Here is an 18348-nt window from a genome sequence, read left to right as displayed (position 1 = left end):
TCGATGACATTCCAGACAGCCAGCGCGTGGCTGCTGCTTGCAGCCAGCGGCATCGCCCACGCCCAGCCCTCCGACCTGCAGCGCGACCACGCCAGCATCCTGGCCATGAAGGGCGAGTACATCGTCGATTTCGCCTTCGATGAAACCGTGCTGCTCAAGCCCGGTTATGAGCGCGCGCCGGCCGTGCGCAGCGGCGGCAACGAAGTGGTGATCGTGGTCGAGGACAGCCCGAAGCGGATCGTGCTCCAGCACCTGCTGGTGGACGGCAGGAGCGGCCACGTGACCAAGCATTGGCGGCAGGACTGGGTGTACGAGGCGCCGAACCGGTTCGAGTTCAGCGCCGACCAGACCTGGCAGGTGCGTGCGATCGATCCGGCGGTGAACGCCGGCGCGTGGACCCAGTGCGTGCATGAAGTCAGCGATGCCCCGCGCTACTGCGGCACCGGCCGGTGGGACTACCACAACGGCGTGGCCACCTGGACCAGCGACCTCAGCTGGCGGCCACTGCCGCGCCGCGAGTACACCCGCCGCAGCGATTACAACGCACTGGCGGTGGTCAACCGGCACACCCTCACCCCCAACGGCTGGACCCACGAACAGTTCAACACCAAGATCCTGCGCGGCGCCGACGGCAGCCAGCAGGAGATCGCGCGTGAGTTCGGCTTCAACGATTACAACCGCACCACCGAGGTCGATTTCAAACCGGCCTACGACTACTGGGCCGCAACGGCGGACTACTGGGCCAAGGTGCGCGCCCGCTGGGACGGTTTCCTCGGCCAGGCGCCGGGCGTACACCTGAAGACCAAGCTGGATGGCATGGCGATGATCATTCCGCTGTTCACCCAGGCACAGGACCTGCAGGACGGCAAGCAGGTCAAGGACGCGCAGATCGACGCGGTGTTCAAGCAGTGGGTGGAAAAAGCCCCCGAATGACCCTCACTCTTTGAACATCAGGAACGCGGCCACCACGATCAATCCGAACGCGGCGTAATGGTTCCACTTCAACGGCTGGTCAAGGTAGAACGCGGAGAACACCGCGAACACCACCAGCGTGATCACTTCCTGCATGCCCTTCAGCTGAGGGGCCGAGTAGACCGCGCTGCCCAGTCGGTTGCCGGGCACCTGCAGGCAGTACTCGAAGAAGGCGATGCCCCAGCTGACCAGGATCACCATCATCAGTGGCGCGCTCTTGTACTTGAGGTGGCCGTACCAGGCGAAGGTCATGAAGATGTTGCTGCCCAGCAGCAGCAACACGGGGTACAGGTAAGCGGTGAACGACGTGCCGGGCATCGCGGGCATTCTCAGGGGGCAGGGGCGGGCAGCATACCTAGCGCCGACCCCTGCCGGTGTCATCAATCGCGTTCATGCCTCGCGAAGGGCCAGCGCCGGCGGGGTGTGCAGGATCCGTCGGGTGCCCCACCAGCCGGCCAGCATGCTCAGCGCCACGCCCAGTGCCCCTCCGGCCAGCAGCGGGCCCCACGGCGGGCTGAGCTGCAGTTCGAATACCTGGCGGGCCACGACGCTGCCCAGCAGTGCCGCCGTGCCCACCGCCAGCAGCGAAGACAGCAGCCCCAGCGCGCCGAATTCCACCAGCACCGCGCCGCGCAGCTGGGTGCGGGTGGCGCCCAGCGTGCGCAGCACCGCGCTGTCGTAACGGCGTTCACCGGCGGTGGCCTGCAACGCGGCCAGCAATACCAGCACTCCGGCCAGCAGGCTGAAGCCCATCACCAGCTGCACGGCCTGGCTGACCCGGTCCACCACCTCGCGCACCCGCTGCAGGATGCTGTCGATATCCAGCAGTGAGATGTTCGGGTACTGGCGGGTCAGCCCGGCCAGTGCCGGGGCCTGTTCGCGCGGCAGGTGGAAGGCGGTGATCAGGTTGTACGGCGCATCGCCCACCGCCCCCTCATTGAGCAGCAGGAAGAAATTGACCCGGAACGAATCCCAGTCGGCCTTGCGGATGCTGGTCACGGTGAAGCGCCGTTCCTGCTCGCCCATCTGCAGGGTAACCGTGTCGCCCAGCTTCATCCCGTAGCGTTCGGCCCAGCCCTGTTCGATCGAAGCTTCGGCAGCGGTGCTCCCTGCGGCCCAATACCGGCCGCTCAACAGGGTATTGGCCGGCGGGAAATCATGCCGCCAGGAGAAGTTGACCGGGCGGTTGGCATCGTCATCGTCGTTGTTGTTGTCCTCGCGTTCCTGCCGCTGCGGTGGCCTGTCGTTGACGGCCAGCAGCCGGCCGGTGCTGAACGGCTCGATCCCGGGCGAATCCACGCCCAGGCCGTCCAGCGCTGCCAGCACCGCCTGGCGCTGTTCGGGCTGGATGTTCATGAGGAAATAGTTCGGGGTATCGCTGGGCAGGCGGTCGCGCCACTGCGCCAACAGCCCCGGGCCGATCACCGACAGCAGCAACAGGGCGCACAGCGACAGCGAGAGTCCCACCAGCTGCATCACCGCCAGCCCGCGGCGGCGGGTCAGGGCGGCGAGGCCCAGCTTCCAGCGCCCGCGCAGGCGCGGCTGCAGCCCGCGCAGCAGCCACAGCAGGGTGGCCCCGGCCGCACCTGCCAGCAACGCCAGCGCGGCCAGGCCGCCCAGCACCCAGGCGGCCAGCCGCACATCGCCGGTGGCCTGCACGGTGAGCGCCACGGTGGCCGCCAGCGCAGCGGCATACACCAGCAGGGAACTGGGCGGCAGGGTAGCGAAGCTGCGGTTGAGTACGCGCATCGGCGGCACCTTGCGCAGCCGCAACAGCGGCGGCAGGCCGAAACCCAGCAGCAGCACCAGCCCGATCCCCGCCCCGCTCAGCGCCGGCGTGGCCTGCGGCAACGGCAGCCGGCCCGGAATCAGCCCGCCCAGCGCCTGCACCAGCCCGGCCTGCGCGGCCATGCCCAGCCCGATCCCGACCAGGCAGGCCGGGATGGCCAGCAGCACCAGCTGCAGCGCCATGGCGGTGAGGATGTCGCGATTGCGCGCGCCCAGGCAGCGCAGCACCGCCACCTGGTCGATCCGGCGCAGCGCGAAGCGGTTGGCGGCCAGCGCGGTGGCCACGCCCGCCAGCAGTACCGCCAGCAGCGCGGCCAGCGACAGGAAGCGGCCGGCCAGGTCGAACGCGCCGCGCACGCCACGCTGGGCATCGGCAATGCCGACGATGCGCAGGCCCTTGGCGCGCGGCTGCAGCCAGCCGCGGAAATCGGCAATGGCCCCAGCGCTGCCGGCAAACATCATCCGGTACGAGGCGCGGCTGCCCGGGCCGAGCAGGCCCGCACGGTCGACGTCGATGCGGTTGACCAGCAGCGGCGGCGACAGCTGCATCAGCTCGCCGGAGGTATCCGGTTCGGCCTGCAGCACGCGGGTCACGGTGAGCGTGCCGGCGCCGAATTCGAGGGCGTCGCCCACCTTCAGCCCCAGCGCCTGCATCAGGCGCGGGTCGGCATAGGCCTCGCCTGCCGCCGGGGTGCCGGCCACTTCGCCGGCGCCGCCCGGGGCGCGGCTGACCCGCAGTTCGCCGCGCAGCGGATAACCGTTGCTGACCGCCTTGATGTTGGCCATCTGGCTTTCATCGCCATGGAACAGCACGCTGGGGAAGCTGACCATGCGCGTGCTGGCCAGCCCACGCGCGCGCGCCTCGTCGGCGAAGGCCTGTGGCACGTCCTCGCGGCCGCCCAGGCCGAGGTCGCCACCGAGCATTTCCGCCGCGCTGCTGGTCAGCGCCAACGTGACCCGGTTGACCAGCGTGCCCACCGCCGTCATCACCGCCACGCCCAGCACCAGCGCGGCGAACACGGTCAGCAGGTCGCCGGCGAGAAATTCCCGGCGCAGCGCACGCCCGGCATGGCGTAGTACGTTCATGCGGTGATTCCGGCGGCATCGACCAAGCGGCCGCCGTCGAGCCGGTAGATGCGCTCGCAGCGCTGGGCCAGGCGCAGGTCATGGGTCACCAGCACCAGCGTGGTATCGCTGGTGGCGTTGAGCGCGAACAGCAGGTCGCTGATCTGCTGCCCGGTGGCCTGGTCCAGGCTGCCGGTGGGCTCATCGGCAAACAGGATGCGCGGCCGTGCCACGAACGCACGCGCCAGCGCCACGCGCTGCTGCTCGCCACCGGACAGCTGGCGCGGGTAATGGCGGGCGCGGTGGGTCAGCCCGACCTGCGCCAGCACCTCGCGCACCCGCGCCGCATCCTCGCGCCCGGCCAGTTCCAGCGGCAACGCGATGTTTTCTTCAGCGGTCAGCGCCGGCAGCAGGTGGAAGCTCTGGAACACGAAGCCGACCTCGCGCGCGCGCAGCTGCGCGCGGGCTTCCTCATCCAGCGCGCCGAGCGTGGCCCCGGCCAGGGCGATGTCGCCGCGGCTGGGCAGGTCGAGTCCGGCCAGCAGCCCGAGCAGGGTGGTCTTGCCCGAACCGGACGCGCCGACGATGGCGACGCTCTCGCCTTCATGGACGGTCATGTCAATGTTGTCCAGTATGTGGACTTCACCCTCCGGGCCACGTGCGGACTTGCCCACGTTGTGGGCGGCGATGGCGACGGGCGCGCTGCGGGGGGACAGGCTGTCGATGAGGATTCTCCAATGTACCGAGCAAAATGGGCGGGCCGGGCGGCCCAGGTGTTCTTGCTGCTGGCAGGGTTGCTGCTGCTGCCTGCGCTGGCATGTGCCAAAGGTGCCAACACCCGGCACGCGGTGCTGGTGGTCGGCGACAGCCTCAGTGCCGCCCACAATATCCCGGCCGCATCGGGCTGGGTGAACCTGCTTCAGCAGCGGGTTAGCCAGCAGATCACGCCGCCGCCGACGGTCATCAATGCCAGCATCAGCGGCGAAACCACGGCCGGCGCACTGACCCGGCTGCCGGCCCTGCTGGAGAAGCATCGGCCGTCGGTGGTGGTGATCGAACTGGGCGGCAATGACGCGCTGCGCGGGCTGAGCCCGGCGCAGCTGCGCGGCAACCTGGAAAAGATGATCGTGGCCAGCCAGAAGGCCGGCGCCAAGGTGCTGCTGCTGGGCATCGATGTACCACCCAACTACGGCCCGGCCTATCGCGACCGCCTGCGCCAGGTGTATGCGGGCCTGGCCAGCCAGTACAAGGTGGCGCTGCTGCCGTTCCTGCTGGAGGGTGTGGCCCTGCAGCCCGGGCTGATGCAGGGCGACGGGCTGCACCCCACCGCCAAGGCCCAGCCGAAGGTGCTGGACAACGTCTGGCCGCTGCTCAAACCCCTGTTGAATGAGCCGCCGAACTGATCCGTGAGCGGCTTCACATCGCCTCCACCGACGATCCGGCATGTTTCACAAAGCTGAAGAAAGAGGGACTCCCATGCGTCAGACAAAGGAAACCTCCGGCCTGGTGCTGGTGGTCGAAGACAACCGCAATATCTCCGAGATGATCGGGGAATACCTGGAAGGCCGCGGGTTCGAAGTGGACTACGCCCAGGACGGGCTGGACGGTTATCGTCTGGCGGCTGAAAACAGTTACGACGTGGTGGTGCTGGACCTGATGCTGCCGCGTCTGGACGGCATCGAAGTCTGCCGCCGGCTGCGCAACGATGCGCGCAAGTCGACGCCGGTGCTGATGTTGACCGCGCGCGATACGCTCGACGACAAGCTCACCGGCCTGGGCTTCGGCGCCGACGATTACCTGACCAAGCCGTTTGCGATCCAGGAGCTGGAAGCCCGCCTGCGCGCGCTGATCCGGCGCGAACGCCGCCAGGTAGGATCGGAAGTGCTCAAGGTCGCCGACCTGGTGCTGGACCCGGTCAGCATGCGCGCCACGCGTGCGGGCACCGAGCTGCAGCTGTCGCCCATCGGCCTGCGCCTGCTCACCATCCTGATGCGCGAATCGCCGCGCGTGGTGACCCGCCAGGAAATCGAGCGCGAGATCTGGGGCAACGGGCTGCCGGATTCGGACACGCTGCGCAGCCATCTGTACAACCTGCGCAAGATCATCGACAAGCCGTTCGACCGTCCGCTGCTGCACACCGTGCAGAGCGCCGGCTACCGTATTGCCGATATCGCCCAGCCGATGAGCTGATGCGCCACAGAGCAGGGCGCACGATGGTGGGGGCTTGCGGCCCCGATGTACACGATGCCCCGGCACTTGCCGGGGCATCGCCGTTGCTTGCACGATGGAATAACGGCGCGCTTTCCTATAATCGCGGCGACTCGACCTGGACTTCGTAATGCCGCACGGTCTGCCGCGCAAGATCCGCATTGTCTTCATCCTGCAGGCCGTACTGGCCAGCCTGGGCATCCTGCTGGGCGCGTGGCTGGTCTCGCTGGTGATCAAGCACAGCCTGGTCAGCAGCGCGCTGCAGGAAGAAGCGACATATTTCTGGGACCTGCACGCGGCCTCGCCCGCGCAGCCGCCGCCGAACACGCGCAACATCCGCGGTTACCTGCTGGAGGCCGGGCAATCGGCGCTGAGCCTGCCGCCCAACCTGCGCACGCTGGCGCCGGGCTTCCACGAGTTGAAGGCCGACGACCAGCTGGTGCTGGTCGATCAGCGCCCGGAAGGGCAGCTGTACCTGGTGTTCCTGCGTTCGCGCGCGGAGATGCTGGCGTTCTGGTTCGGCATCGTGCCGGTGCTGTTGACGCTGCTGGCGGTGTATGGCGCGTCGTGGATCACCTACCGGGCGTCGAAGCGATTGGTCTCGCCGGTGAACTGGCTGGCGCGGCGGGTGTCGCGCTGGAACCCGGGCCATCCGGAGGCGTCGGACCTGGCACCGGACAAGCTGCCGGCGGACATGCAGGGCGAAACGCGGCAACTGGCGGCGGCCCTGCATTCGCTGGCCACGCGGGTCACCGCGCACGTGGCACGCGAACGCAACTTCACCCGCGATGCGAGCCATGAACTGCGCACGCCGCTGACCGTGATCCGGGTGGCCAGCGACATGGCGCTGGGCGACCAGGACATGACGCCGCGGCTGCGCCGCGGCCTGCACCGCATCCAGCGCGCGGGGCGCGACATGGAGGCGGTGATCGATGCGTTCCTGATCCTGGCACGCGAGGCGGACGTGGAGCCGCAGATCGAACTGTTCGACGTCAACGAGATCGTGCGCTACGAAGTGGACAACGCGCGCGAGCTGATCGCGGGCCGGCCGGTGGAGATCCACCTGCACAGCGAGGCACCGGTGCACCTGCACGCGCCACCGCGGGTACTGCAGGTGGTGGTCAGCAACCTGCTGCGCAACGCCTGCAGCTACACCGACGAAGGCCGTATCGACGTGGACGTGCTGGACGACCGGGTGGTGGTGCGCGACACCGGCATCGGCATGTCGGCCGAAGCGCTGTCGCGCGCGTTCGAGCCGTTCTACCGCGCCGAACCCAGCCGCCCGCAGGGTACCGGCCTGGGCCTGTCGATCGTGCGCCGCCTGTGCGACCGCTTCGGCTGGAAGATCGCCCTGACCAGCGAACCCGGGGTCGGCACCCAGGCCACGATCATCTATCGCTGACGCGTAAAAGCGCAGAGCAACGGCGTTTCCATTGCCCGCGTGCAGGTGAGCGGCGGGGGTGGGCCCGCGGGGGGCGCCGTGAACCCATCCTTGGGGGCTTGGTCGCCGCATCCATGCGGCTCACACCCCCGCAAACCCACCCCCGCCACTCCCCTCGATGGTGTGCGAGCGCGGTAGGGTCGGTTCCCAAACGACTGCCGACTCTGCTGATCGGCCCTTTAACGCATGACCTCAAAACAACGTGCGCTGTTACCGCTTTACCGTTGCACCACACTGCACCTTGCTTGCCAATGCCTTCCGCCAGATCGCATACCCCTCCGGCTTCATATGCAGCATGTCTTCGCGGAACAACGCCGCGCGTGGCTGCCCGTCCTCGCCCAGCATCGGGGTGTAGATGTCGGTGTAGCCGGTGTTCGGCAGCTTCGCCAGCGCCTGCTGGATCAATCCGTTCGCTTCCACCACCGCGGGCAGCAGCTGCGCGCGCGACGGGCTGGGCTTGATCGAGATGACCTCGACGGTGGTCTTCGGCAGGTCGCGGTGCACGCGCTGCACGAACGCCACCACGTCGTCGCGGACCTGGGTCGGCGTGCGGCCGCTGTTGAGGTCGTTGTCGCCGGCGTAGAAGAAGACTTTGCAGGGCGCGTACGGAATCACGATCTGGTCGGCGTACCAGGTGCTGTCGCGCACTTCGGAGCCGCCGAAGCCGCGGTTGAAGACGTCCTGGCCGGGGAAGTCGGCCGCCAGGGTGTCCCACATCCGGATCGAGGAACTGCCGATGAACTCGACGCCGCCGCGCGGGGGCGGGCTGGCGGCGTCGGCCTTGGCGAAGGCGGCCATGTCGCCGGCCCAGGCCACGTTGGAGACCTGCTCGGGCACCTGCGGCGGCGCCGGCACCGGGGCGGGCTTGAGGGCCAAAGCGGGCAGGCTGGCGGTCAGCGCCAGGGCGAGCAGCAGGGGGCGGGTGAAACGCTGGGACATGAACGACTCCTTTGATGCGTAGGGTCATTCTAGGCCCGGTGGGCCGGCCAACGCCCGGCACGGCCGGGTAGCGCCGCCACCCTTGTGGCAAAATGGCGGATTGTCCACCGCTCCCCGCGCTGCCCATGACCCCTTGTCGTGCCCCGCACCTGCCGTCCTGCCTTGTTTCCCGCCGTGGGGTGTCCCCGCGTGGCTGATGAAACCGGGCACATGCCGCGCGGTCCCAGGCGCATCTTCAAGGCGGCGGTGTGGTCCTGGCAGGGCCTGCGGGCGGCCTGGCTGCACGAGTCGTCGTTCCGGCTGGAGGTCTACCTGCTGGTCGTGCTGGCACCGCTGGCGCTGTGGCTGGGGCAGACCCCGGTCGAGCGCGCGCTGATGATCGGTTCGATGCTGCTGGTACTGGCCATGGAGCTGGCCAATTCGGCGATTGAAGCGGTGATCGAGCGCTACGGCGCCGAATTCCATGAGCTGGCCGGCCGCGCCAAGGACATGGGCTCGGCGGCGGTGTTCGTGCTGATGATGAATGTTCTGCTGTGCTGGGGCCTGGTCCTGGCGCCGCGCGTGCTCTGACGCGCCCCCCGTTCTTCCCCTTAGTAAGGATCCAGGTCCATGTTGCTTGAACTGCTGTCCGACCCGAACGTCTGGTTGACCCTGCTGACCCTGAGCGCGCTGGAAATCGTGCTCGGCATCGACAACCTGGTGTTCATTTCCATTGCCGTGAGCAAGCTGCCGGAATCGCGTCGTCCGTTCGCGCGCAAGCTGGGCATCGCGGTGGCGTGCATCACCCGCATCCTGCTGCTGGTGTCGCTGGCCTACCTGGCGCACATGCAGGCCAATCTGTTTACCGTGGCCGGCATGGGCATCTCCATCCGCGACCTGGTGCTGATCCTCGGCGGCCTGTTCCTGATCATCAAGGGCGGCATGGAAATCCGCGAGCTGATCACCGGCGGCGAAGACGAAGATCCCACCACCACCAAGGCCTCGGCCGTGTTCGGCATGGTGATCGCGCAGATCGCCATCATCGACATCGTGTTCTCGCTCGATTCGGTGATCACCGCCGTCGGCATCGCCGACCACGTGCCGGTGATGGTCGCGGCGATCCTGCTGTCGGTGGCGGTCATGCTGCTGGCGGCCAACCCGCTGGGCCGCTTCATCGACGCCAACCCGACCGTGAAGATGCTGGCCCTGGCCTTCATCCTGCTGATCGGTGCGGTGCTGATCCTGGACGGCCTGGACGTGCACGTGCCCAAGCCCTACATCTATGCCGCCATGGGCTTCTCGGTACTGGTGGAGTGGCTGAACCTGCTGATGCGCCGCCGCGCCGTGGCCCACCACGTGCCGGGCGCCGGCAATTGGTGAAACCGGCCTGCGGATCCACCGGCAATGGGTGCGCGGACCCACCCGGCAGGTGACGACCGTTGGTCGTCACCCCCGGACACCCTAACGGGGAATTAACCCCTATTCATGCCATCCTCCGGCCGCGTCCACCCCGATCCGGAGCCGGCCATGCGTATTTCTCCCCGACTGATCCTGCTGGCCCTGCTGGCCAGCCTGTTGTCAGGTTGTGGCTATAACTCGATCCAGCAGAAGGATGAGCAGGTCAAGGCCGGCTGGGCCGAGGTGCTTAACCAGTACAAGCGCCGCGCCGATCTGATCCCCAACCTGGTGCAGACCGTGGAAGGCTATGCCAACCAGGAGCGCCAGGTGCTCACCGACGTGACCAATGCCCGCGCGCGGGTGGGCCAGGTCAACGTGAATGCCGACGACGCCGAGTCGCTCAAGCAGTTCCAGCAGGCCCAGGGCGAGCTCAGTGGCGCGCTGTCGCGGCTGCTGGTGGTGACCGAGAACTACCCGAACCTGAAATCCGACCAGGGCTTCCGCGATCTGCAGGCGCAGCTGGAAGGCACCGAAAACCGGATCACCGTGGCGCGCGGCCGCTACATCCAGCAGGTGCAGGACTACAACACCTACGTCCGCTCGTTCCCGCAGCTGATCACCGCCAAGCTGTTCGGCTACAAGGAAAAGCCGAACTTCACGGTGGAAAATGAAGCGCAGATCTCGCAGCCGCCTGCGGTGAAGTTCGGTGCGCAGCCCGCGGCCCCGGCGCCCGCGCCGCCGCCGCAGCAGGCTCCGGCACCGGCCCAGTAACCGGTGAACACCCCGCTACTGCGCGCTTGGTTGCTGCTGTGCCTGTGCCTGGCCGTGCCGGCCTGGGCGCAGGCTGACGCGGCGATTCCGCCGATGACCTCGCCGGTAGTGGACACTACCGGCACCCTGGATGCCGCGCAGAAACAGGCGCTGGAGGCCCAGGCGCTGGCGTTGCAGCAGCGCAAGGGCAGCCAGCTGCAGATCCTGATGGTGCCCAGCACCCAGCCGGAAACCATCGAGCAGTACACCCAGCGGGTGTTCGAGCAGTGGAAGATCGGCCGCAGCGACGTGGACGATGGCGTGCTGCTGGTGGTGGCCAAGGATGACCGCCGGGTGCGGATCGAGCCCGGCTACGGGCTGGAAGGCGCCATTCCCGATGCCATCGCCAACCGGGTTATCCAGGAATACCTGGCCCCGCGCTTCCGCAGCGGCGACTACGCCGGCGGGCTGGTCGACGGCAGCGCCGCATTGGTGAAGCTGATCGACGGTGAGGAACTGCCGGCGCCGGTGAGTGCCCACCGTGAACCCCGTGGCAGTGGCGGCGATGGCTTCACGCTGGCACTGGTGATCGGCTTCTTCGTGGGCACCTTCGCCCGCGCCCTGCTGGGCTGGCTGCCGCGCCCGGTGCGCGCGCTGCTGGGCGGTGGCGGCGCAGCGGTGGCTGCCTTCCTGTTCACTTCGCTGTGGCTGGCCAGTGGCCTGGCCGGGCTGATCGGCCTGTTCGTGGGCTTCTCCTCCGGCCGGGTCGGCCGCTTCGCCCGCAACAGCGGCTGGGGCGGCGGTGGCTTTGGCGGCGGGGGAGGCTGGGGTGGTGGAGGCGGCGGCTTCGGCGGTGGCGGTGGCGGCTGGGGCGGTGGGGGTGGACGATCCGGAGGCGGTGGCGCCTCGGGAGGATGGTGATGCGCATCTGGCGCCATCTGTTCGCACCTTCGCTGCAGCGGACCTTCCCGCCGGACGCGCTGCAGGCCATCACGGATGCCATTGCCGGCGGCGAGCGCCGCCACGGCGGCCAGGTCATGTTCGCGGTGGAAGCGGATCTGCCCATGACCGCGCTGTGGCAGGGCGTTACGCCCCGGCAGCGGGCCGAGCATGCCTTTGCGCAGCTGCGCACCTGGGATACCGAGAACAACAACGGCGTGCTGGTCTACCTGCTGCTGGCCGACCACGCCATCGAGCTGGTAGCCGACCGCGGACTGCGCGGCAGGGTGGGCGAAGCGCAGTGGCAGGCGGTGTGTGCGCACATGCAGCAGCAGTTGCGCGAGGGCGCCCTGCAGGACGCGGTGCTGCTGGCCATTGCCGAGGTATCGGACATACTGGCGGGGCACTATCCACCCGGCAGCGGGTCCAAGGATGACGCCCTGCCCAATACCCCGCAGTTCCTTGGTTGAGGTACGGCGGCGCTGGCCCGAGAATAGCCGCTTACCTGCAAGGCATTGCCCATGATCTATCTCCACGACATCGACCCCATCGCCATCTCGCTTGGGCCGGTCAAGGTGCACTGGTACGGCATCATGTACCTGCTCGGCTTCACCGCGGCCTGGTGGCTGGGGCGGCGGCGCATCGCGGCGGGGCGGCTGCCGGGCGTGGATGCCAACGGCTTCTCCGACCTGCTGTTCTACGCCATGCTCGGCGTGGTGGTGGGTGGCCGCGTGGGGTACATGCTGTTCTACGCGCTGGGCGATTTCCTGCACAACCCGCTGCTGCTGTTCAAGGTGTGGGATGGCGGCATGAGCTTCCACGGCGGCCTGCTGGGCGTGTTGTTCGCCTCGTGGTACTGGTCGCGCAAGCACCGCCTGCACCTGGGCGACACCATCGACTTCATGGCGCCGCTGGTACCGCTGGGCCTTGGCTTCGGCCGCATCGGCAACTTCATCGGCGCCGAGCTGTGGGGCAAGTACACCGACGGCACCTGGGGCGTGGTGTTTCCCTCCGGCCTGCCGTCACCGCTGAACCAGCTGGACATGCCGGCGCTGCGCGAGCAGTTCGCCACCGGCGCACTCAATCAGTTCGCCCGTCACCCCTCGCAGTTGTACGAAGCGCTGCTGGAAGGGCTGGTGATGTTCGTGGTGCTGTGGGCGGTGTCGGCCACGCCGCGCCACCGTTACCTGGTCTCGGGCCTGTTCGCGCTGATGTATGGCGTGTTCCGCTTCGCGGTGGAATTCGTGCGCATGCCCGACAACGGCGTGTACCTGGCCTTTGACTGGTTCACACGCGGCCAGCTGCTGAGCCTGCCGCTGGTGGTGCTGGGCCTGGTGCTGCTGGCCCTGTCGCGCCGCGCGCCGGTGCTGCAGCCGGTGCTGCCGGTCACCCCCGCCACGGCTGGGAGCAAGGCATGAAAGCCTACCTGGACCTGCTCGAGCATGTGCTCGAACACGGCACGGAAAAATCGGACCGCACCGGCACCGGCACGCGCAGCGTGTTCGGCTGGCAGATGCGCTTCAACCTCAACGACGGTTTCCCGTTGGTCACCACCAAGAAACTGCACCTGCGCTCGATCATCCACGAGCTGCTGTGGTTCCTGAAGGGCGACACCAACATCGGCTACCTGAAGGACAACCAGGTGCGGATCTGGGACGAGTGGGCCGACGAGAACGGCGACCTCGGCCCGGTCTACGGCAAGCAGTGGCGCAGCTGGGCCACCGCCGACGGCGGCAGCATCGACCAGATGCAGTGGCTGGTGGACGAGATCAAGCGCAACCCGGATTCGCGCCGGCTGGTGGTCAGCGCCTGGAACGTGGGTGAGCTCTCGCAGATGGCGTTGATGCCCTGCCACAACCTGTTCCAGTTCTACGTGGTGGACGGCAAACTGAGCTGCCAGCTGTACCAGCGCAGTGGCGACATCTTCCTGGGCGTGCCGTTCAATATCGCCAGCTACGCACTGCTGACCCACATGGTGGCGCAGGCCACCGGGCTGGGCGTGGGCGATTTCGTGCACACGCTGGGCGACGCGCACCTGTATTCCAATCATTACGAACAGGCCCGCGAGCAGCTCACGCGCGAACCGCGCGCGCTGCCCACGCTGTGGCTGAATCCGGACGTGACCGATCTGTTCGGCTTCCAGTTCGACGACATCCGCATCGACGGCTACCACCCGCACCCGGCGATCAAGGCGCCGGTGGCGGTATGAGGCGGGCGCTTCGGGTCGCCCTGCTGATGCTGTTGCTGTTGCCGGTACTGGCACAGGCCGCAGCCGATTCCCCCGGGAACCTGGCAGCACAGGTCAATGCGCAGATCGTGCTGCGCCAGGTCAACAACAATGTTGCGATGATGGCGGACGGGTTGGGTGCGGGGTTCCTGCCCGGCGATCTGCCGGCCGCATGCGAGCCGGCAACGCGCGCGGCGGTGGCCAGCATGTCGACCGCGCTGGTGCGCTTCATGCAGGAAACCTTCAACGACCCTGCCTACCAGCGCGGCTTCGAGCAGCTGCTCGGTAGTGCCTGGTCGGCGCAGCAGCTGCAGGCCTTCCTGGACCGAAGCGGGGACGAGGAGCTCGGCGTGCTGAACGCCGAGGTGATGTCGGCCCCCGGCCTGCAGGCGGCGCAGGACGCGCACATGGCCCGGCTCACCCAAGCGGCCGACAGCATGATGGACGCCGACCCGGGCCTGCAGAAGGCACTGGCCGAAGTGAACAGCGCGCAGCAGCACTGCGACGCGGCGCGGATGGAACCGGGGGCCGGCACGTGAAGCTGTCTCTTGTTGCGGCACTCGACCACGACCACGGCATCGGCCATGCCAACCAGCTGCCCTGGCAGCTGCCGGACGACCTCAAGCGTTTCAAGGCGCTGACGATCGGGAAACCGATCCTGATGGGCCGCAAGACCGCGCAGTCGCTGGGCCGCGCGTTGCCGGGCCGCCCGAACCTGGTCCTGACCCGCTCGGGCCAGGTACCGTTCGAGGGGATGCAGGCCGTGACCACCATCGACGAAGCACTTCAGTTCGCGGCCGCCGCCGGCGCAGACGAACTCTGCGTGATCGGCGGCGGCGAAATCTACCGCCTCGCCATGGCGCAGGCCACCGACCTGCACCTGACCTGGGTGGATACCCGCGTCCAGGCCGACACCCACTTCCCGCCGGTCGACCCGCAGCTGTGGGTTGAAACAGCGCGCGAGCATCATGCCGCTGATGCGCGACATGCATTTGCGTTCGATTTCGTGGATTACGCGCGGAAGGCGTAACGTCAACAGCAACAGCAACAGCCATCGCCTGCAAGGGTCTCTGGCTTGGCCGGCGCCGGTGGGTTTGCGGGAGACGCCGTGAACCCATCCATGGGGGCTCGTTCGCGCCATCCATGGCGCTCTACGCTCCCGCAAACCCACCGCCGCCGGCCTTTGACAGTGCGCTGGTCGCCGCGACAAAAAGCGGTGCTGTGCGCGTATGCCGTTGACGTTGCTTTTCCCCAGGCCACCAACCAACCGTCAATGGGTCGGCGGGGGCGGGGGTACGGGGGCTTTGCGAAACATGGATGTTTCGCAAGAGCCCCCAAGGATGGGTTCACGGCGCCCCCCGTACCCCCGCCCCCGCCGGCCCAGCGCAGATACGTTCGCAGGCCAGGGCTTTGGCTTTGGCCTTGGCGTTACGCGGTAGTCGGCGTACCGTCGCCCGCATTCCCAGCTGGCTCACGCGCACGACGCGGCTGCTGCTGTTGATTCTGGCGCTGACCACGCGGCGGCCGGCCGTTGCTGTTGCCGTTGCCCGGATTACCTTCGCCGGCCGGACGCCGTGCCTGCGGACGCGGCGGTGCAACCGGTTTGGGCACATCGCGGCCCGGCACCTGCACCACGCGCAGTTCTTCGGTGTCCAGCTGCAGTGCCGTGAGCTTGCCGCCCCACACTGCACCGGTATCGATCGCATGCACGCCCTGGGTGATCGTCAGGCCCAGCGCCGACCAGTGGCCGCACACGATCTTCAGATCGCGCTCGACCCGGCCCGGTACCTCGAACCAGGGATACAGCCCCTGCTCCTGCGTGCCCGGCGTGCCCTTGTCCTCGATCCCGATCCGCCCGCGCGGCGTGCAGTAGCGCATGCGCGTGAGCAGGTTGATGATCGCCCGCGAACGGTCGTAACCGGCCAGCCCGGGCGACCAGCCCGGCTTGTCGCCGTACATGTTGCGGAACAGCTTGCGGTAGCCGCTGCCGTGCAGCTGCACCTCCACCTCGCGTGCGTGCTTCTCGGCCAGCTGCGTGGTCCACTTCGGGGCCAGGCCCGCGTGCACCATCATCCAGCCAAGCTCACGGTCCACGTGCACCAGCTTCTGCAGGCGCAGCCATTCCAGGAGTACGTCGCGGTCCTCGGCCTGCACGATCCGCAGCAGGTCCGGGTTGACCTTGCGCTGCTCTTCCTCGGTGCGCGCACCGACGGCCAGCAACGACAGATCATGGTTGCCCAGCACCACCACGCTCTGATCGCGCAGCGAATGCACCAGCCGCAGCGTTTCCAGCGACTGGCCGCCCCGGTTGACCAGGTCGCCGCAGAACCACAGTTTGTCCACCGCCGGGTCGAAGCGGATCTTCTCCAGCAGACGCTGGGTGACGTCGTAACAGCCCTGCAGGTCGCCGATGGCCCAGACACTCATGCGTGCGCCTCCATCAGTGCAGCGTGCGCGGAATGGTCAACACGAAGGGCGCGATCGGGGCGGCGAACTCGGTGCCATCGTCGGCCACCATGTCGTAATGCCCCTGCATCGTGCCGTGTTCGGTTTCCAGCATGACACCGGAGGTGTAACGGAAGTCTTCACCCGGGCGCAGCCGCGGCTGCTCGCCGATTACCCCATCGCCGTCCACATGCTCCACCCGACCGTTGCCGTCGGTGATCCGCCAGTGGCGGGCCACCAGCCGCGCGGCCACGCGGCCGGCGTTATGGATGCGGATCGTGTAGGCAAACGCAAAACGCCCGTCCTCGGGCGTGGACTGGTCATCGAGGAAGCGCGGGGCGACCTCGACCGAGATCGCATAGTGTGCAGCGTCGTTCATGCAGGCAGTTTAGAGGGAGTTTCAATCTTCCGCGCGCGGCACGTTCGCCAACGCGATGAACTGCGCCACTTCCAGCTGCTCGGCGCGCGCATCGCTGCGCACCCCGGCCGCTTCGAACTGCTCGGGCGTCACCACCCCATTCAGTGCGTTGCGCAGCGTCTTGCGGCGCTGGCCGAAGGCGGCACGAACTACGTCCGCGAAGCGACGGCGGTCGATGATGCCCACCGTGTCGGGATCGCGCGGCACCAGCCGGACCACGGCCGAATCGACCTTCGGCGGCGGACGGAACGCGCCCGGCGGCACCACGAACAGCGAGGTCACCTTGCACCACGCCTGCAGCATCACGCTGAGCCGGCCGTAGACCTTGCTGCCCGGCGCGGCGGCCATGCGGTCCACCACTTCCTTCTGCAGCATGAAGTGCATGTCGCGGATCGCCGCCGCATGGTCCATCGCGTGGAACAGGATCGGTGAGGAGATGTTGTAGGGCAGGTTGCCTACCAGCCGGATCTGGCCGTCGCCGGCCAGTTCGGTGAAGTTCACCTGCAGCACGTCGCGGTGGATGATGGTGAGTTCGCCCAGCGGCTCAGCGGCGGCGGTCAACGGCGCGATCAGGTCGCGATCGAATTCGATCACGGTCAGGCGCGGGTGGCGGCGCAGCAACGGCAGGGTGATGGCACCCTGGCCCGGGCCGATCTCGACCAGGCGGTCGTCGTCTTTCGGGTTGACCGCCAGGACGATCTTGTCGATGTAGGTGCGATCGGCCAGGAAGTGCTGGCCCAGCTGCTTTTTGGCCGGCGCGGTAAACCCGGCGGCCGAGGGGGAATGCGGGGAAGTCATGGCACCAGTGTACGTTGGCGCGCCAGCCGGGCACACCACTGCGTGGCGGCGAGCAGGCTGGACGGGTCGGCGGTGCCGCGCCCGGCCAGGTCCAGCGCGGTGCCGTGGTCAACCGCCACGCGCGGGTAGGGCAGGCCCAGGGTGATGTTCACTGCCTGCTCGAAACCGCTGTACTTGAGCACCGGCAGGCCCTGGTCGTGGTACATCGCCAGCACCGTGTCGAACCCGGCCAGCTTCTGCGGCAGGAAGGCGGTATCGGCTGGCAGCGGGCCGATCAGGTCCATCCCTTCAGCGCGCAGCCGCGCCAGCAGCGGAATCAGCAGATCCAGTTCCTCCCGGCCCAGGTGCCCGTCTTCGCCCGCGTGCGGGTTCAGCCCGAGCACGGCGATCCGCGGCGCGGCAATGCCGAATGCCCCACGCAGCGCACCGTGCACGATCCGCAGCGTGCGCGCCAGGCCGTCCGCAGTGATCGCATCGGCCACCGCGCGCAGCGGCAGGTGGGTGGTGGCCAGCGCCACCCGGACGATGTCGTTGGCCAGCATCATCACCACCTCCACCCCGGCCTGGTCGGCCAGCAGTTCGGTGGTGCCGCTGTAGGCGATCCCGCCCTGGTTGATGACCGCCTTGTGCACCGGGCCGGTGACTACCCCGTGCAGGTGGCCGTCCAGGCAGGCCTGGCCGGCCTGCAGCAGGGCGCCGATCACCGCGCCGGCGTTGGCCGGGTCGGCCTGGCCGAAGCGTGAGGGGGCCGCATTGCGGACCTCGCGCAACGGCAGATCGCCCGGCTCGCGGGCGATGGCATCTTCAGGAAGCAGGTTCAGCGGCAGCGACAGCGCCGCTGCGGCCGCCCGCAAGGTACCCGGGTCGGCGAAGCCCAGCAGCCGGCAATCGGTGCGCGGCTGCTGGATCAGGCGAAGACAGAGTTCAGGACCGATCCCGGCGGGCTCGCCCGGTACCAGAGCGAGCTGCGGGATCATGGCC

At 68.2% G+C, this 18348-nt stretch carries 21 protein-coding genes; 13 read left to right on the top strand and 8 right to left on the bottom strand.

What is annotated here, in order from left to right:
• Window positions 1-3: 3 nt before the first annotated feature.
• Window positions 4-933: a DUF6607 family protein gene (locus QE395_RS15090; RefSeq protein WP_306989833.1), complete on the top strand. Its 930-nt coding sequence runs from the start codon at window positions 4-6 to the stop codon at window positions 931-933.
• Window positions 934-936: 3 nt separating this feature from the next.
• Here QE395_RS15090 and QE395_RS15085 read toward each other — a convergent pair whose 3' ends face one another.
• The 3 genes from QE395_RS15085 to QE395_RS15075 all read right to left on the bottom strand — a co-directional run bounded on the left by QE395_RS15085 (window position 937) and on the right by QE395_RS15075 (window position 4442).
• On the bottom strand, window positions 937-1290 hold the full coding sequence (locus tag QE395_RS15085) for a DMT family protein (RefSeq protein WP_068849300.1): 354 nt from the start codon (window positions 1288-1290) through the stop codon (window positions 937-939).
• 72 nt (window positions 1291-1362) lie between these two features.
• On the bottom strand, window positions 1363-3846 hold the full coding sequence (locus QE395_RS15080; RefSeq protein WP_306989830.1) for an FtsX-like permease family protein: 2484 nt from the start codon (window positions 3844-3846) through the stop codon (window positions 1363-1365).
• Window positions 3843-4442 carry an ATP-binding cassette domain-containing protein gene (locus tag QE395_RS15075; protein WP_093536045.1) on the bottom strand — a complete coding sequence of 200 codons (600 nt, stop codon included), beginning with the start codon at window positions 4440-4442 and terminating at the stop codon, window positions 3843-3845. Before QE395_RS15075 ends, QE395_RS15080 begins: the two co-directional genes overlap by 4 nt.
• A 120-nt stretch (window positions 4443-4562) precedes the next feature.
• On the opposite strand from QE395_RS15075, the gene QE395_RS15070 reads away from it, so the two are divergent.
• The 3 genes from QE395_RS15070 to QE395_RS15060 all read left to right on the top strand — a co-directional run bounded on the left by QE395_RS15070 (window position 4563) and on the right by QE395_RS15060 (window position 7435).
• Window positions 4563-5228 carry an arylesterase gene (locus QE395_RS15070; protein WP_068849306.1) on the top strand — a complete coding sequence of 222 codons (666 nt, stop codon included), beginning with the start codon at window positions 4563-4565 and terminating at the stop codon, window positions 5226-5228.
• Window positions 5229-5301: 73 nt separating this feature from the next.
• Entirely contained in the window at window positions 5302-6015 is a 714-nt protein-coding gene (locus tag QE395_RS15065; RefSeq protein ID WP_019182442.1) for a response regulator transcription factor, read from the top strand.
• A gap of 148 nt (window positions 6016-6163) precedes the next feature.
• The gene (locus tag QE395_RS15060; protein WP_249833774.1) at window positions 6164-7435 is read left to right on the top strand and encodes a HAMP domain-containing sensor histidine kinase; all 1272 of its coding nucleotides are present in this window, start codon (window positions 6164-6166) and stop codon (window positions 7433-7435) included.
• A gap of 249 nt (window positions 7436-7684) precedes the next feature.
• Here QE395_RS15060 and QE395_RS15055 read toward each other — a convergent pair whose 3' ends face one another.
• Window positions 7685-8413 carry an SGNH/GDSL hydrolase family protein gene (locus QE395_RS15055; protein WP_210131998.1) on the bottom strand — a complete coding sequence of 243 codons (729 nt, stop codon included), beginning with the start codon at window positions 8411-8413 and terminating at the stop codon, window positions 7685-7687.
• 189 nt (window positions 8414-8602) lie between these two features.
• On the opposite strand from QE395_RS15055, the gene QE395_RS15050 reads away from it, so the two are divergent.
• From QE395_RS15050 to QE395_RS15010, 9 genes are all read left to right on the top strand, one after another.
• The gene (locus tag QE395_RS15050) at window positions 8603-8983 is read left to right on the top strand and encodes a diacylglycerol kinase (RefSeq protein ID WP_093532940.1); all 381 of its coding nucleotides are present in this window, start codon (window positions 8603-8605) and stop codon (window positions 8981-8983) included.
• Between the two features lie 39 nt (window positions 8984-9022).
• Window positions 9023-9772, top strand: a complete 750-nt coding sequence (locus QE395_RS15045) for a TerC family protein (protein ID WP_068849314.1) — start codon at window positions 9023-9025, stop codon at window positions 9770-9772.
• A gap of 147 nt (window positions 9773-9919) precedes the next feature.
• Window positions 9920-10561, top strand: coding sequence for a LemA family protein (locus QE395_RS15040; protein ID WP_068854548.1), 642 nt, complete (start codon window positions 9920-9922; stop codon window positions 10559-10561).
• Window positions 10562-10579: 18 nt separating this feature from the next.
• Window positions 10580-11461 (top strand): TPM domain-containing protein, encoded by an 882-nt coding sequence (locus QE395_RS15035; protein WP_306990530.1) that lies wholly within the window; start codon window positions 10580-10582, stop codon window positions 11459-11461.
• Entirely contained in the window at window positions 11461-11949 is a 489-nt protein-coding gene (locus QE395_RS15030; protein ID WP_217537033.1) for a TPM domain-containing protein, read from the top strand. The genes QE395_RS15035 and QE395_RS15030 overlap by 1 nt, the downstream gene beginning before the upstream one ends.
• A 51-nt stretch (window positions 11950-12000) precedes the next feature.
• Complete coding sequence (lgt, locus tag QE395_RS15025) at window positions 12001-12897, top strand: prolipoprotein diacylglyceryl transferase (RefSeq protein ID WP_068849318.1); 897 nt, start codon at window positions 12001-12003, stop codon at window positions 12895-12897.
• A complete protein-coding gene (locus QE395_RS15020) occupies window positions 12894-13688 on the top strand; it encodes a thymidylate synthase (RefSeq protein ID WP_306989821.1) in 795 nt (264 codons plus the stop codon). The genes lgt and QE395_RS15020 overlap by 4 nt, the downstream gene beginning before the upstream one ends.
• Window positions 13685-14245, top strand: a complete 561-nt coding sequence (locus QE395_RS15015) for a hypothetical protein (protein WP_306989819.1) — start codon at window positions 13685-13687, stop codon at window positions 14243-14245. Before QE395_RS15020 ends, QE395_RS15015 begins: the two co-directional genes overlap by 4 nt.
• Complete coding sequence (locus tag QE395_RS15010) at window positions 14242-14736, top strand: dihydrofolate reductase (protein WP_306989817.1); 495 nt, start codon at window positions 14242-14244, stop codon at window positions 14734-14736. Before QE395_RS15015 ends, QE395_RS15010 begins: the two co-directional genes overlap by 4 nt.
• 398 nt (window positions 14737-15134) lie before the next feature.
• On the opposite strand, the gene QE395_RS15005 is transcribed toward QE395_RS15010, so the two are convergent.
• Genes QE395_RS15005 through pdxA form a run of 4 tightly spaced genes read right to left on the bottom strand, consistent with a single transcriptional unit; the run spans window position 15135 to window position 18344 of the window.
• Complete coding sequence (locus QE395_RS15005) at window positions 15135-16133, bottom strand: symmetrical bis(5'-nucleosyl)-tetraphosphatase (RefSeq protein ID WP_249833778.1); 999 nt, start codon at window positions 16131-16133, stop codon at window positions 15135-15137.
• Window positions 16134-16146: 13 nt separating this feature from the next.
• Window positions 16147-16530, bottom strand: a complete 384-nt coding sequence (gene apaG / locus QE395_RS15000) for a Co2+/Mg2+ efflux protein ApaG (protein ID WP_068849328.1) — start codon at window positions 16528-16530, stop codon at window positions 16147-16149.
• 21 nt (window positions 16531-16551) lie between these two features.
• Window positions 16552-17367 (bottom strand): 16S rRNA (adenine(1518)-N(6)/adenine(1519)-N(6))-dimethyltransferase RsmA, encoded by an 816-nt coding sequence (gene rsmA / locus QE395_RS14995; protein ID WP_068849330.1) that lies wholly within the window; start codon window positions 17365-17367, stop codon window positions 16552-16554.
• Window positions 17364-18344 (bottom strand): 4-hydroxythreonine-4-phosphate dehydrogenase PdxA, encoded by a 981-nt coding sequence (gene pdxA, locus QE395_RS14990; RefSeq protein ID WP_306989814.1) that lies wholly within the window; start codon window positions 18342-18344, stop codon window positions 17364-17366. The genes rsmA and pdxA overlap by 4 nt, the downstream gene beginning before the upstream one ends.
• Window positions 18345-18348 lie beyond the last annotated feature (4 nt).

The sequence above is a fragment of the Stenotrophomonas sp. SORGH_AS_0282 genome (assembly GCF_030818125.1).
GTDB lineage: Bacteria > Pseudomonadota > Gammaproteobacteria > Xanthomonadales > Xanthomonadaceae > Stenotrophomonas > Stenotrophomonas rhizophila_A.
Note: the sequence above shows the minus strand (reverse complement) of the source record. Positions and strands in the feature narration are given on the sequence as shown.